At 32.8% G+C, this 14,135-nt stretch carries 14 protein-coding genes; 5 read left to right on the forward strand and 9 right to left on the reverse strand.

Annotation, left to right across the window (positions count from 1 at the left end):
• Nucleotides 1-13 precede the first annotated feature (13 nt).
• The 6 genes from EV144_RS00625 to EV144_RS00650 all read right to left on the reverse strand — a co-directional run bounded on the left by EV144_RS00625 (nt 14) and on the right by EV144_RS00650 (nt 4,228).
• Entirely contained in the window at nt 14-865 is an 852-nt protein-coding gene (locus EV144_RS00625) for a substrate-binding domain-containing protein (RefSeq protein ID WP_134145158.1), read from the reverse strand.
• Nucleotides 866-926: 61 nt separating this feature from the next.
• Nucleotides 927-1,400 (reverse strand): DUF4265 domain-containing protein, encoded by a 474-nt coding sequence (locus EV144_RS00630; protein ID WP_134145160.1) that lies wholly within the window; start codon nt 1,398-1,400, stop codon nt 927-929.
• Nucleotides 1,400-1,792, reverse strand: coding sequence for a VOC family protein (locus EV144_RS00635; RefSeq protein WP_134145162.1), 393 nt, complete (start codon nt 1,790-1,792; stop codon nt 1,400-1,402). The genes EV144_RS00630 and EV144_RS00635 overlap by 1 nt, the downstream gene beginning before the upstream one ends.
• 60 nt (nt 1,793-1,852) lie before the next feature.
• Entirely contained in the window at nt 1,853-2,722 is an 870-nt protein-coding gene (locus EV144_RS00640; RefSeq protein WP_134145164.1) for a nucleoside phosphorylase, read from the reverse strand.
• 108 nt (nt 2,723-2,830) lie between these two features.
• Nucleotides 2,831-3,163 (reverse strand): translation initiation factor, encoded by a 333-nt coding sequence (locus tag EV144_RS00645; RefSeq protein ID WP_007809227.1) that lies wholly within the window; start codon nt 3,161-3,163, stop codon nt 2,831-2,833.
• A 114-nt stretch (nt 3,164-3,277) separates the two neighbouring features.
• The gene (locus tag EV144_RS00650; RefSeq protein WP_134145166.1) at nt 3,278-4,228 is read right to left on the reverse strand and encodes an isopenicillin N synthase family dioxygenase; all 951 of its coding nucleotides are present in this window, start codon (nt 4,226-4,228) and stop codon (nt 3,278-3,280) included.
• A gap of 402 nt (nt 4,229-4,630) precedes the next feature.
• On the opposite strand from EV144_RS00650, the gene EV144_RS00655 reads away from it, so the two are divergent.
• Nucleotides 4,631-6,607, forward strand: coding sequence for a thiamine pyrophosphate-dependent enzyme (locus tag EV144_RS00655; RefSeq protein ID WP_134145168.1), 1,977 nt, complete (start codon nt 4,631-4,633; stop codon nt 6,605-6,607).
• A 41-nt stretch (nt 6,608-6,648) separates the two neighbouring features.
• The gene (locus EV144_RS00660; protein ID WP_134145170.1) at nt 6,649-8,385 is read left to right on the forward strand and encodes a DUF885 domain-containing protein; all 1,737 of its coding nucleotides are present in this window, start codon (nt 6,649-6,651) and stop codon (nt 8,383-8,385) included.
• Between the two features lie 242 nt (nt 8,386-8,627).
• On the opposite strand, the gene EV144_RS00665 is transcribed toward EV144_RS00660, so the two are convergent.
• Nucleotides 8,628-9,035, reverse strand: a complete 408-nt coding sequence (locus EV144_RS00665; protein WP_134145172.1) for a glyoxalase — start codon at nt 9,033-9,035, stop codon at nt 8,628-8,630.
• Between the two features lie 129 nt (nt 9,036-9,164).
• Here EV144_RS00665 and EV144_RS00670 point away from each other — a divergent pair, with 129 nt between their 5' ends.
• Nucleotides 9,165-9,605 (forward strand): hypothetical protein, encoded by a 441-nt coding sequence (locus tag EV144_RS00670; protein WP_134145174.1) that lies wholly within the window; start codon nt 9,165-9,167, stop codon nt 9,603-9,605.
• A 318-nt stretch (nt 9,606-9,923) separates the two neighbouring features.
• On the opposite strand, the gene EV144_RS00675 is transcribed toward EV144_RS00670, so the two are convergent.
• Together EV144_RS00675 and EV144_RS00680 are read right to left on the reverse strand one after the other, a co-directional pair.
• Nucleotides 9,924-11,180 (reverse strand): mechanosensitive ion channel family protein, encoded by a 1,257-nt coding sequence (locus EV144_RS00675; protein ID WP_134145176.1) that lies wholly within the window; start codon nt 11,178-11,180, stop codon nt 9,924-9,926.
• The gene (locus EV144_RS00680) at nt 11,173-11,460 is read right to left on the reverse strand and encodes a DUF3817 domain-containing protein (protein WP_134145177.1); all 288 of its coding nucleotides are present in this window, start codon (nt 11,458-11,460) and stop codon (nt 11,173-11,175) included. The genes EV144_RS00675 and EV144_RS00680 overlap by 8 nt, the downstream gene beginning before the upstream one ends.
• A 331-nt stretch (nt 11,461-11,791) precedes the next feature.
• Here EV144_RS00680 and EV144_RS00685 point away from each other — a divergent pair, with 331 nt between their 5' ends.
• Together EV144_RS00685 and EV144_RS00690 are read left to right on the forward strand one after the other, a co-directional pair.
• Nucleotides 11,792-12,319 (forward strand): DUF6155 family protein, encoded by a 528-nt coding sequence (locus tag EV144_RS00685; protein WP_134145179.1) that lies wholly within the window; start codon nt 11,792-11,794, stop codon nt 12,317-12,319.
• Nucleotides 12,320-12,433: 114 nt separating this feature from the next.
• Nucleotides 12,434-13,972 (forward strand): DEAD/DEAH box helicase, encoded by a 1,539-nt coding sequence (locus tag EV144_RS00690; RefSeq protein WP_134145181.1) that lies wholly within the window; start codon nt 12,434-12,436, stop codon nt 13,970-13,972.
• The last annotated feature ends 163 nt before the right edge of the window (nt 13,973-14,135 follow it).

Raw genomic sequence — 14,135 nt, forward strand, 5'->3', positions numbered from 1 at the left:
CAAAAAGCAGTTTTTACAGCGCTTTTACCGTTTCTACAAAAGTACTTTTTTTATCGATAATTCCCAGATCGAATAATTGATTTTGAAGTTTTGCAAAGGCTTTTTCAGTAAGATTTTTCTGAGACCACTGTGTAAGCTTTAACCAGTCTTTAATATCTTCTCTTTTTTGGTTGAATAATTCTGCTAAAGTTTTATCAATATTAGGAATCTGAGCAAAATCATGCGTTGTTCCGTTGATGATTTCAAGGATTTTTTCAATTACTTTCGGATTTTTTTTAAGGAATTCATCGCGAACAGCAATTACAAAAGAAGGCCAGGGAGTAGGGCAGTCGCCAACACGTCTAAAAATACCTTGATCTACAAGTGGTTTTGTCATAAAACGTTCCCACATAAAATAATCAGCAGTTCCTTTTGTTAAGGCTTCTACAGCACCGTCGATTGTATTTATAATTTCAAATTCTAAATCGTCTGTTTCCCAGCCTTGCTCGCTGGCATTTACATACGCCATTAACTGAGAACCAGAACCTAATCTCGAGATCGCAACTTTTTTATTTTTAAGGTCTTTTACGGTGTGAAAATCTGATTTTTCAGCCACGTGAATTCCCCAGATTAAAGGAGACTGCACATAAATCTGAACAATTTTACTCGGATTTCCGGCTGCAATATCTTTTACAATTCCTTCTGTAAGGATAACAGCAATATCAGCTTCTCCATCACGAAGCATCTGACACATTTTACCTGTACCTTCAGGAATATTTTTCCATTGCAAATCAATGTTTTCAGCTTCAAATTCGCCATTTTCAATGCATAGATGCCATGGCAAATTGAAGTGTTCGGGAACACCTACAATTTTTACAGTTTTCATTATAGTTTAAGTTTAAGTTAAGTTTGGTATGCGTAATCTAGTTTGATATATCTAAGTTAAGTTAATTTTTCAATAAATCCGCCCTGTGTTTCTCAGAAAGACAAGGCTCTGCAAATTCAATAATTTCCTGAGCTTCATATTGGCTCAAAATGGTTTTTACATGCGAATAATCAACGCTGTTTAATACTTCAACAGCAAATAAAGTTTCATTTAAACCTTCTGATTCACAATTAATTGCTTTTAATTCTTCTCTGATTATTTCCTTATCAAAACCTTTTTCTAAAATTACAACCTGAAGAATCGAATTTCCAAAGCTTTCAATTGTTTTTCTGTAAACCAATTTTTCTTCAGCTTCATCATATTCAGCAAAAAAGATATCTTCGGTAGCAATCAAAGGCCCAAAAAACGGAATATTATCCAATTTAAAAAGTCCTTTTTCCAAATCAATAATTTCTGCCCACATGGTTTCTACAACCGTATCTTCTAGTAAATCACTATAATATCTAAATAATATTTTTTTATGTGTGTCACTCATTATTCAATCTCATTTATTTCTGCTTTCAACGGCGATATTACAATTCGATAACCATCAGGATCCTGAAACATTTTTCCATTTTCGTTCCAAAAAGGATTTTGCGCAGTTATTATTGAAATATTGTGATGCAAAACATTATTTATTAATTCATTATATTCTAAAATAGTTTTTGGATAAAGCACAATAACATCATCTTCATCAAAAATATGATTCGCTTTTATGTCGGATTCGGTAAATTCAAAATGCCAGTCTAAATTAGACTTCCCAATAAAAATACCATTATACTTATTATGGTTTTGAAAATTACCCAGAAGTTCAAATCTAAGAACATCGATATAGAAAGCTTCAATTTTTTCTAAATTATTAGTATGTCGCGCCACTCGTAAAAACATAATATTAAATTTTAAAAAATTATCAAATTGACTAACATACTAATGCTCTAAGCTGACTAATTACTTCTCAGCTAATTTATTTAATGTATAACCAATCAATTCATCTACAGCTTTGTACGGGTCTTCACTAAAAGTTCCGGATGCACGATTTGCAATGATCGCATTCAGCGATAAAGCGTTGTGTCCAAGAAGCGCAGAAAGCCCATAAATAGCTGCTGTTTCCATTTCTAAGTTAGTAATTCTATTGTCATTAAAATTAAAAATATCCATTTTATTATTTAATTCTTCATCCTGAATATTCAACCTTAAAACGCGTCCCTGCGGGCCATAAAAACCACCAGCAGTTGCTGTAATTCCTTTAAATATTTTATCCGATTCTATAATTTTTTCTAATTTTTCTGAACACGCAATTGCATAAGGTCTTCCTTTTCTAATATCCCAATTGGTATGCGCGATAAAAGCGTCTTCGATTGCAGGATGCGAAACTTCGTCAATCAAATAGGAGCGGAGCATATTGTCTAATCCTAAACCAAATTTAGACATTACAAAACTGTCAACCGGAATATCTGCCTGCAAAGATCCCGAAGTTCCAATTCTAATAATATTTAAAGAAGTCAGGGTTTCTTTTGGTTCGCGGGTTTTTAGATCAATATTGACTAAAGCATCTAATTCGTTTAAAACAATATCAATATTATCAGGGCCAATTCCTGTAGAAATTACAGAAATTCGTTTTCCTTTATAAATTCCGGTTTGTGTTTTAAACTCTCTTTTTTGAGTTGAATATTCTATAGAATCAAAAAACTGCGTAATTTTTTCTACTCGATTCTGATCGCCGACAAATATAATATCGTGCGCAATATGTTCTGGACGAAGGTTTAAGTGGTATACACTTCCGTCTGGGTTAAGTATTAATTCTGATGATTGGATCATTTTTTTTAAGGTGCTAAGTTACTAAGGTTCTGAGTTTTTTGTTTCGGGTTTCAGGTTTCAAGTTGCTATAGAGAACTTGAAACTTTAAACTTGAAACATGAAACTTTCTCACCCTCCAACTCGTTTTGTTTTAAAGCCTTTTTCTTTTAAGATTGCCATTATTTTGTCGCGATAATCTCCTTGTATGATAATAGAATCATCTTTGAAGGTACCGCCAACACTCAGTTTTGTTTTAATTTCTTTGGCCAGGATTTTAAAATCTTCGTCAGATCCTTCGTAGCCTTCGATTATTGTGGTTGCTTTCCCTTTTCGTTTTTCAAATTTGCAGATCATAGGTTCTTTTTGAACATAAAGTATATGTTCTTGTTCCTGAACTTCTTCTGGCTCGTTTGATTCGACATGATCGGGAAATAAGTTTTTTAGTTGATCTTGTAAATCCATAAAATTTTATTCTAAAATAAATTCCAATACTTTAAATTTTAAAAATTAAATTCCAAATCCCAAATTTAAATAGTTTTTGGAATTTGGAATTTATAAGAATTGAAACTTAAAAGTTTATTTTTTAATTAACCCTAAATCTACCAAGCGTTCGTATAGATAATCTCCCGCAGTAATGTCTTCGAATTTCTTAGGATTCTCAGCATCAATACAGTTTTCTAAACAATCTAAACGCATATCACTTACAGGATGCATAAAAAACGGAATAGAATAACGAGAAGTTCCCCATAATTCTCTTGGAGGATTTACTACCTGATGAATCGTTGATTTTAATTTGTTATTGGTATGTCTAGACAACATATCACCAACATTAATCACCAATTCGTCATCTTGTGCAATAGCGTCAATCCATTCTCCGTCATGGTTTTGCACCTGAAGTCCTTTACCTTGAGCACCCATCAAAAGAGTAATCAAATTGATATCACCGTGAGCAGCTGCACGAATTGCGTTTTCTGGCTCAGAAGTAATTGGCGGGTAATGAATTGGTCTTAAAATAGAGTTTCCTTCTTTTGCATAATTATCAAAATAAAACTCATCTAAACCTAAATGCAAAGCCAAAGCTCTTAAAACGTAAACACCAGTTTTTTCTAGTTTTTGATACGCTTCTTTACCTACAGCATTAAATCTTGGTAATTCTTTAACTTCAACATTGTCTGGATATTCCGAAGCATATTTTGAATCTTTGTCAACATACTGACCAAAATGCCAAAACTCTTTCAAATCGCCTTCTTTGCGTCCTTTAGCATGTTCTTTTCCAAAAGAAACATAACCTCTTTGACCGCCAATTCCGGGAATTTCATAATTATGCTTGGTTTCTACTGGCAAAGCGAAAAATTTTCGAATTTCGCTATAAAGTTCGTCTACCAATTGGTCGTCAAGAAAGTGACCTTTTAGGGCTACGAAGCCAATGTTTTCAAATGCACTGCCGATTTCATTTACAAATTTTTGTTTACGTTCCGGGTTGTCCGAAAGGAAATCACGTAAGTCTACACTAGGAATGTTTTGCATACTTTACATTTTTTATTAAAGAAAAAAGGTTTCATAAAAACCTTTGGATAACAAAGGTAGAGAATATTTTATATTTGAATTTTAAAAGTTATTATAAAATTGATTAATCTTACGTGATTTATACAATAAACTGCAAATTCTATTTTTGTGTCTGATTTAAATCTCAAAAAATTATTAAAAAACGCTATTTTAGAGGCTCAAAATATTTTATTAGAAATTTTATAAATAAATAAGAAATCTCTTATATCTTCGCCGAAATTTTGAATTCAAATTGGTTTGCACATATATTTTTATTTACATTTATTGAGTTAAAACCAAAAAACATTCTGATTTTATTTTTATAACAATTAATGTTAAAATTGTTATATTTTTATATATTTGAAAACAATAAAAAACAACCTAATGATCTTTTACAGACAAAACCTGACCGATGATAAATTACTGGATTTATACAAGAAAATTCTAAAACCCCGCCTGATCGAAGAGAAAATGCTTATTTTGATTCGACAGGGAAAAGTTTCTAAATGGTTCTCCGGAATCGGGCAGGAGGCTATTTCTGTAGGGGTTACAGCAGCTTTAGATGAATTTGAATACATCTTGCCAATGCATAGAAATCTGGGTGTTTTTACAACCAGACAAATTCCGTTGCACCGATTGTTTTCGCAATGGCAGGGAAAAGCAAGCGGTTTTACAAAAGGAAGAGACCGAAGTTTTCATTTTGGAACTCAAAAATATAATATTATCGGAATGATTTCGCATCTGGGTCCGCAATTAGGGATTGCAGACGGAATTGCTTTGGCTGATAAACTGAAAAATAACAGAAAAGTTACAGCAGTTTTTACCGGAGAAGGCGCAACGAGCGAAGGAGATTTTCACGAAGCATTAAATATAGCGGCGGTTTGGCAGTTACCTGTAATGTTTATTATAGAAAATAATGGTTACGGACTTTCTACCCCAACTAATGAACAATATTTATGCGAAAATTTAGCCGATAAAGGAATTGGTTACGGTATAGAAAGCTATATTTTGGATGGAAATAACATTCTTGAAGTTTATAATAAAATTGTGCAGCTAAAACAGCAGATGAAGGAAAATCCGCATCCGGTTTTGCTAGAATTTAAGACTTTTAGAATGCGTGGCCACGAAGAAGCCAGCGGTACAAAATATGTTCCGGAAGAATTAATGAAAGAATGGATTATTAAAGATCCTGTTGATAATTACAGAATGTTTTTGCTTAATGAAGGAATTCTAAGCGAAGATCACGATGCCGAATTAAGAGAGCAGATTAAACAGGAAATCGACGATAATTTACTCATTGCAAATGCGGAGCCTGAAATTGTTCCTACTTATAGCGGAGAATTAGACGATGTGTATAAACCATTTGAACATGAAGAAGTTAACCCAAGCGAAGAAGTTAAAAATATTCGTTTTATTGATGCTATTAGTGATGGTCTGAAACAATCTATGGAGCGTCATCAGAACCTTGTAATTATGGGACAGGATATTGCCGAATACGGCGGTGCTTTTAAAATTACAGACGGCTTTGTAAACTTGTTCGGAAAAGAGCGTGTACGCAATACACCAATCTGCGAAAGTGCGGTTGTTTCTGCCGGAATGGGATTATCTATAAACGGTTATAAAGCAATTGTAGAAATGCAATTTGCAGATTTTGTATCTACAGGTTTTAACCCGATTGTAAATTTATTGGCAAAATCTCATTATCGCTGGAGCGAAAAAGCCGATGTTGTTGTTCGTATGCCTTGTGGCGGCGGTACGCAGGCAGGGCCTTTTCACTCACAGACCAATGAAGCATGGTTTACTAAAACTCCGGGTTTAAAAGTAGTTTATCCTGCATTTCCTTACGATGCAAAAGGATTATTAAATACTTCGATTAATGACCCTAATCCGGTTTTATTTTTTGAGCACAAACAATTGTATCGCAGCGTTTATCAAGATGTTCCTGCAGATTATTATACAATTCCTTTAGGAAAAGCAGCTTTATTAAAAGAAGGAAACGCAATAACAATTATTGCTTTTGGAGCGGCTGTGCATTGGGCTTTGGAAACTTTGGGCAATAATCCTGAAATTGATGCTGACTTAATAGATTTGAGAACATTGCAGCCTCTTGATACCGAAACTATTTTTGCATCCGTTAGAAAAACCGGAAAAGCTATTATTTATCAAGAAGATACTTTGTTTGGCGGCATTGCCAGCGATATTTCGGCATTGATTATGGAAGAATGTTTTGAACATTTGGATGCTCCGGTAAAAAGAGTAGCAAGTTTAGATTCTCCAATTCCGTTTACAAAAGCGTTAGAAGATCAGTTTTTGCCTAAAAATCGCTTCGAGAGCGCTTTGCTAGATTTAATAAAGTATTAAATTTACCTGATAATCATAATACCCTAAATACCATAACAAATATGAAAAAACTGTTTATTTCCATTTGTACTGCCACATTGCTGTTTTCCTGCAATAAAAGCACTAAAACTCCGGAATCTTTAGACAAAAAATTTGAACAATATAAAGATGGTTTCGTGACTGCTTTATGGAAAGTTAACCCAGGCTGGGCTTCTGGTGCAGGTTATCATAAATTTGATGATGTCTTAGTAATTCCAGATGCTGCTGCAGATAAAATACAACTTGATTTTGTAAATGCGCAATTGGATTCTTTGAAACAATACAATATCGATGAATTATCAGATAAGAATAAAACTGATTTTCAGATGATAAAAAACCAACTGGAAAGTACTATTTTCAGTATTAAAGAATTAAAATCTGGAGAATGGAATCCTGCAGAATATAATGTTTGTGGTGCTTTCGCCGAAATTTTAAATGGAAATTACGACAGCTTAGAAGTTCGTTTACGCGCTTTTAATACCAAAATGAACGGTATTACTGCTTATTATGAAGCTGCAAAAAAGAATATCAAAAATCCAACTGTAGAACATACAGATCTTGCAATTGCTCAAAACTTAGGCGGATCTACAGTTTTTCAGGGTGATTTAACTACTGCATTAGAAAAAAGTAAATTAACTGATGCAGAGAAAAAAGAAATAACTGAAAAAGCTACAACTGCAGTAAAAGCAATTACAGCTTATGCAGACTGGCTTAAAAATTTACCAAACAAAACACCTCGTTCTTTTAGATTAGGAAGTGCTTTGTACGCTAAAAAATTCAATTTTGATATTCAGTCTGGTTATACGGCAGATGAAATCTACAAAATTGCAGTAGATCACAAAAAAGACTTACACGACAAAATGTTTGTTCTTGCTGATAAACTTTGGACAAAATACAAAGGAACTGAGCCGAAACCAGCTGATAAATTAGAATTGATCAAACAAGTTATTGATAAAATTTCGTTACAGCATACTACGCCGGAAAAGTTTCAATCTGAAATTGAAAAACAAATTCCGGAATTGACAGCGTATGTAAAAGCAAAAGACTTATTGTACATCGATCCGTCTAAACCGCTTGTAGTTCGTAAAGAACCTGCTTATATGGCAGGAGTTGCAGGAGCTTCTATTTCTGCGCCAGGACCTTACGATAAAAATGCAAACACGTATTATAACGTTGGAAGTATGGCTGGATGGACAGCAGAAAACTCAGAAAGTTATTTACGTGAATACAACGATTATATTCTTCAGATCTTAAACATTCACGAAGCAATTCCTGGACATTATACACAATTGGTGTACAGCAACCAATCGCCAAGTATTATTAAATCTATTTTAGGAAATGGTGCAATGGTAGAAGGATGGGCTGTTTATGCTGAAAAAATGATGTTGGAAAGCGGTTATAAAAATTCTGACGAAATGTGGTTGATGTATTACAAATGGAATTTAAGAACGACTTGCAACACGATTTTAGATATCAGCGTGCATACTAAAAATATGTCTAAAGAAGCAGCGTTGGATTTGCTTACAAAAGAAGCATTTCAACAACAAGCAGAAGCTGACGGAAAATGGAAACGCGTAACTTTATCTCAAGTTCAATTGTGTTCTTATTTTACAGGTTATACTGAAATCTATAATTTAAGAGAAGAACTTAAAAAGAAAGAAAGTAAGGACTTTGATTTGAAAAAGTTTCATGAAAAGTTCTTAAGTTTTGGCAGCGCTCCTGTAAAATATATTAAGGAGTTGATGTTGTCTAAAGAGTAGACTTTAAGATGATAAAATAAAAAGGGGTTTGATAAAATTAATTATCAAACCCCTTTTTATTTATCTTTTTTTGAAGTGTAATTTGGAGGATTCTAGCAATTTGTCATTTCGAGGAACGAGAAATCCCCACAAGTTGCTCGAGACAATCTAAATCAAACTTTACGGAGTTTCTTGCGAAGATTTCTCGTTTCTCGAAATGACAATACTTTGGTTGTATTTATTTATACTAAAAGTATATTTCATTACTTAGAATTTGATTCCAATTCAAACAATTGAATCTGACTTTTCAATCGTTCAATTAATAAATTCATCATTCTTTTGTTTAAGCTGGAAGAATTCTGAATATATGTATCGTATTCTTCGATAGTAAAAAGTGCAATGACCATTCCCTTTAATGAATTTCTGAATTTTATATCTTTCTGGATAGAATTTTCGATGGTCTGCATTTTCTTTTCAACCGTGTACGAATAAAAATCGGCTTTGCTTTTATTTACATAATTAACAAATACTGCAATAAACAGATCGTTTTGGAGTTTTAAAATTGGCCTAATTGTCTGATTTTGAAATAGCTCATCGGGAGAAGATTGAGCACTAACAGTTCCTAAAGTCTCGCCTCTGAATTCTTTTAAAAAAGTGTCTCTATCTTCCATGGGTTTTTATTTAAATTTAAGGAAAAATAAAACACTAAAAGTTTATTTTTGTTTTAATTAATTCAAAATTTATACACAATTAGATTTTCAATCGTTACTAAAGATCCAAATTTAAAACCTGTCTCATTTATGAATTTAAAATTTCTTCTTCCGATTCTTTTGATATTTGTATTAGTTGTTTCTTGTAATTCTAATAATTCTAAAGAAGATAAAAAAGTTTATAAACCCGTTTTTTATCGCGCCGTAAACGGAAAAGATACTGCCATTTTAGCTTTAAACATAAATGATAAACGTTTTTACGGACGTTATGAAATATTGTATCACAGAATAGGAAAAGATTCCGGAGACGTTAGGGGAGATCTAAGAGGTGATACTTTGAGAGGAGATTATCATTATATCTCTAACGGTGGCAGCTGGAAAAGAATACCATTAGCGTTATTAAAAAAAGATAATAATCTCTATTTAGGAAAAGGAGTTATAGGAACTATTTTTAATCTTCCGTGCTTTGTGCCAGAAGTTCCTATAGAATACAACAACTCAGATTTTATATTCGAAGAAGTTAAGGAGTAGTTTTTTTGTTTCAGGTTTCAGGTTTCAGGTTTCAGGTTTCAGGTTTCAGGTTTCAGGTTTCAAGTTTCAGGTTTCAGGTTTCAGGTTTCAGGTTTCAGGTTTCAGGTTTCAGGTTTCAGGTTTCAGGTTTCAGGTTTCACTGTGCGGGGCTTCGACTTCGCTCAGCCTGACAAAACGATTGTCATCCTGAGCGAAGTCGAAAGATAAGCTCATTTCAAACTTGAAACCTGAAACTTGAAACTTGAAACTTGAAACCTGAAACTTGAAACCTGAAACTTGAAACCTGAAACCTGAAACTTGAAACCTGAAACAAAAAACCTAACTCAATGGCCCAATCTGCGATGGCAATTCAAATATTTCAAGGTCGAAATAAATTACAGAAGCCATAACGTGATCAAAAATATCGGCCATAATATATTCGTAATTCGCCCAGCGTTTATCGCTCGAAAAAACATAAATCTCTAACGGAACTCCATGCGCTGTAGATTGCAGCTGACGGCACATAATGTGCATATTTTTATTCAAACCCGGATGATCCAGAAGATATTGTATAATGTATTTTCTAAACAAACCCAGATTGGTCATGTTTCTGCCGTTGAGCGCCAGACTTTTATCAATACCACGAAGATCATTGTATTTTTCAATTTCTGCTTGCCTGCTGTCTATATAATTACTTATAAGCTGTACGTTTTTCATGTGATTCAGATCATCATTATTCAGAAATCGAATACTGCTGCTCTTAATCAAAATATGTCTTTTTATACGGCGCCCATCTGATTTTTGCATGCCACGCCAGTTCTGAAACGAATCTGAACTCAAAGCATAAGTTGGAATTGTGGTAATGGTATTATCAAAATTTCGAACTTTTACAGTCGTTAAGTTAATTTCGATAACATCGCCATCGGCACCAAATTTGTCCATCGTAATCCAGTCTCCAATACGAACCATATCGTTTATCGCAACCTGAACACTGGAAACAAATCCTAAAATAGTATCCCTGAAAATCAAGATAATAATAGCAGAAAGTGTTCCTAAAATGGTTAATAGTTCGCCTTGTTTAATTCCAAATAATTTTGAAATGATAATGGCAACGCCAAAAATCCAAAGAATAATCATAATTACCTGAACAAAACTATCGATAGGTTTATCGCTGTATTCCGGCTTTTGTTTTAGATAATCGCGTAAAGAATTAAAAATAGTACGAACGATCCATAAACCTAACAAAACGATATAAACACCAACAATTTTTCCGAAAATCAATTCCCAGTATTCGTATTTATCTAAAATTATGGGAACTGCTTTATAAATAAAGAAAAACGGAATTAAATAAGCAGTATAACGAGTGGTTTTATTCTGAATTAAATAATCGTCAAATTTAGTTTTGGTACGCTGTGCAAAAACAGCTGTAACGGTAACTAAAAGAAATTTGGCAATGTAATAGATAACATACGCCAGTGCCACCATAATGGCAATATTAAAAACAAGACTGGTGTAAGACGCAAAGTTGCGGCTCATTCCCCAATCCCTAAAAATCGGATATAAAAAGTTAAATATTTTATACAAAAGCTTATGCATTAGTCTCTAAATATTTTTTCTCAATATAAAACGTTCCAAACGGAACAAGGGAAGCAATCAAAATGATTCCGAAAGTTTTTAAATCCCAGTTTTGCGGTTTTCTAAGCAAAAATGCCAATATAATGTATCCAATAAACAAAACTCCGTGCGCCATTCCTAACGGACGTAATAAAGTATGATAAAGTTCTGGATTGTTGGTTTTAATAATCAGCATGTTAGCAAATAATACTAAATACGAAATTCCTTCTAAAATTGCTGTAACTTTGAAAATCTTGAGCATGTATGTATTTTTTGAGTTTATACGAGCAAAATTAGGCATTATGGATTGATTTTTCGAATTTAAAAATTGAAAAATAAATTGTTTTTAAGTTGTCAGACTTATAAAGATTGCGTAATTTAAATTAAGCGTTTCAAAGACGTTTTTGTCATTTTGAAGATACATTGTGTCTTCAGCTTTGTCAAAGTTTTAAACTTTAACAAAGCTTGATTTTGATTGTAGAGCTTCTTACGGAGATTTCTCGTTCCTCGAAATGACAAAATTGAAGCAAACCATATTCAATTATGATTTGAATTTGGAATTTAAAATTTGAAATTTAACTGAAAGTTTATTTATGAGCAAAAGAGATTTAAAAAAATATTTAGGACAATTAACCAAAGAACAGCTCGAAGAACAAATTGTAGAACTCTACGAAAAATTTGCTCCTGTAAAAGTGTATTATGATTTTGTTTTTAATCCAAAAGAAGACAAATTACTGCAGGAATCGAAGGTTAAAATCTCTCACGAATACTTTCCGATAAAAAAGCCCAATGCAAAATGGCGTCCGAAAGCAAAAATGCGCCGTTCGGTTGCCCAGAAAATTATCAAACATTTTATAATGCTGGGTGTTGACTCTTTTGTAATTGCAGATATTATGCTTTATAATATTGAAATTGCCCAGACATTTTCTTCAAACAACTTCATAAAACAAGAATTATTCTATAAAAGTATTTTCAATTCTTTTGAGCAGGCAGTCAATTTTTCCATTTCAAATGGAATTTTTGCTGAATTTAAAGCAAGAATAATTGCAATTCAGGAAGAAACAGTACGTCAAAAATGGAAAAATAAGTACGATTTTGAAGCTATTTTAGACAAAATATAGCAATAAAGACATTTCCTATAAAAAATTTTATTTAAAAAAATCATTTATTTTACGTTAAAATAAGATGAATAACTGTTTTTTAGGTGTATTTTTGCAAAAATCCAAAAATAAACAATGTCTCAAAACACTTTAGAAATAGAAAGAGAAGAGAAGAAAGAACTTTATGCATACCAAAAAGGCGACATTGACGCCATTTTTGAACGTTTAGACAATGCTCCTCAAAAACATCATTTACTGTATCAACTGCCTACAGGGGGCGGTAAAACAGTAATTTTTTCTGAAATCGTTCGCCGTTATTTATCGAATAATGATAAAAAAGTGGTTGTTTTAACACACCGTATCGAACTTTGTAAACAAACTTCAAAAATGTTGAAAGGTTTTGGTGTAACAAACAAAATAATCAACAGTAAAGTAAAAGAATTGCCCGACCAGAATGAATATTCTTGTTTTGTGGCGATGGTTGAAACTTTAAAAAACCGTATCAATGATGAAAAATTACATCTTGATAATATTGGTTTGGTTATTATTGATGAGGCACATTACAATTCATTTAGAAAATTATTAAACTCATTTAAAAATGCTTTTATTCTTGGAGTAACAGCAACGCCTTTGAGTTCTAATATAAAACTGCCAATGCACCAAAGTTATGATGAATTAATCGTAGGAGACACTATTGGTTCGTTAATCGACAAAGGATTTTTGGCAAAAGCTACTACATATAGTTATGATGTTGGTTTAACTTCATTAAAAGTAGGTATTAACGGAGATTATACCGTAAAATCATCTGATGATTTGTATACCAACACGATAATGCAGGAAAAATTACTTCATGCTTACACAGAGCGTTCGTTAGGTAAAAAGACTTTGATTTTCAACAATGGTATTCATACTTCATTATATGTATATGAAACTTTTAGAGAAGCAGGTTACGACATCAGACACCTTGATAATACAAGCAGTTCTGAAGAACGTAAAGATATTTTGCAATGGTTTAAGAAAACTCCAGATGCGATTTTAACTTCGGTTGGAATTTTAACAACTGGTTTTGATGAGCCTACTGTTGAGACTATTATCTTAAACAGAGCAACTAAATCGTTGACTTTATACTACCAAATGATTGGTCGTGGTTCTCGTAAATTACCTGGTAAAGACGAGTTTACAGTAATCGATTTAGGAAATAATGCCGCGCGTTTCGGTTTATGGAGCGAGCCGGTAAACTGGCAGCATATCTTTAAATCTCCAGAATTTTACTTGGAAAATCTTCGTGATGATACCGAAATCGAAATGTTTTTTAAATACAGCATGCCGCCAGAATTGCGTGCTAAATTTGCTAAAACTGCTGATGTTACTTTTGATGTTGATGAAGAACATAAATTGATCATTAAACAAAATTTGCGTTCTAAAGTTGTATTAGACAAGTCATTAGAGCAACACGCTTCTATGTGTGTTGATAATACAGAGACATTGCAAGAAGCAAAATCTTTGGGCAAAGAACTAGACGACGACATCGAATGCCGTATCAAACGCTACGCTAAATGTTTGAGCCAATGCAGTAAAAACTACCGCGAATGGCTGGTTGAAGATTACAAAAAGAACATGACCTTATTAATAGGTAAAAAATATCGTGAGAAAATCATGAACGAACCGGATTGATTATAAAAGTTTAAATTTGTTTCAGGTTTCATGTTTCAAGTTGTTGAAATCTAAAACAATATTATTTAAAAGGAGAAATCGTATTTCAAGTAATTTAAATGTGATTTTCTCCTTTTAAACTTTTTAGTTTCCTCAGAAACTTGAAACCTTAAACTTAAAACTT

The sequence above is a fragment of the Flavobacterium sp. 270 genome (genome assembly GCF_004368785.1).
Lineage (GTDB): Bacteria > Bacteroidota > Bacteroidia > Flavobacteriales > Flavobacteriaceae > Flavobacterium.

Excerpts from the sequence above, each read along its gene's own strand:
- EV144_RS00685 (WP_134145179.1), top strand. The coding sequence starts at position 11,792 with ATGAGCAAAAGAGATTTAAAAAAATATTTAGGACAATTAACCAAAGAA.
- EV144_RS00675 (WP_134145176.1), bottom strand. The coding sequence starts at position 11,180 with ATGCATAAGCTTTTGTATAAAATATTTAACTTTTTATATCCGATTTTT.
- EV144_RS00665 (WP_134145172.1), bottom strand. The coding sequence starts at position 9,035 with ATGGAAGATAGAGACACTTTTTTAAAAGAATTCAGAGGCGAGACTTTA.
- EV144_RS00680 (WP_134145177.1), bottom strand. The coding sequence starts at position 11,460 with ATGCTCAAGATTTTCAAAGTTACAGCAATTTTAGAAGGAATTTCGTAT.
- EV144_RS00625 (WP_134145158.1), bottom strand. The coding sequence starts at position 865 with ATGAAAACTGTAAAAATTGTAGGTGTTCCCGAACACTTCAATTTGCCA.
- EV144_RS00690 (WP_134145181.1), top strand. The coding sequence starts at position 12,434 with ATGTCTCAAAACACTTTAGAAATAGAAAGAGAAGAGAAGAAAGAACTT.
- EV144_RS00670 (WP_134145174.1), top strand. The coding sequence starts at position 9,165 with ATGAATTTAAAATTTCTTCTTCCGATTCTTTTGATATTTGTATTAGTT.
- EV144_RS00635 (WP_134145162.1), bottom strand. The coding sequence starts at position 1,792 with ATGTTTTTACGAGTGGCGCGACATACTAATAATTTAGAAAAAATTGAA.
- EV144_RS00660 (WP_134145170.1), top strand. The coding sequence starts at position 6,649 with ATGAAAAAACTGTTTATTTCCATTTGTACTGCCACATTGCTGTTTTCC.
- EV144_RS00650 (WP_134145166.1), bottom strand. The coding sequence starts at position 4,228 with ATGCAAAACATTCCTAGTGTAGACTTACGTGATTTCCTTTCGGACAAC.
- EV144_RS00630 (WP_134145160.1), bottom strand. The coding sequence starts at position 1,400 with ATGAGTGACACACATAAAAAAATATTATTTAGATATTATAGTGATTTA.
- EV144_RS00655 (WP_134145168.1), top strand. The coding sequence starts at position 4,631 with ATGATCTTTTACAGACAAAACCTGACCGATGATAAATTACTGGATTTA.
- EV144_RS00645 (WP_007809227.1), bottom strand. The coding sequence starts at position 3,163 with ATGGATTTACAAGATCAACTAAAAAACTTATTTCCCGATCATGTCGAA.
- EV144_RS00640 (WP_134145164.1), bottom strand. The coding sequence starts at position 2,722 with ATGATCCAATCATCAGAATTAATACTTAACCCAGACGGAAGTGTATAC.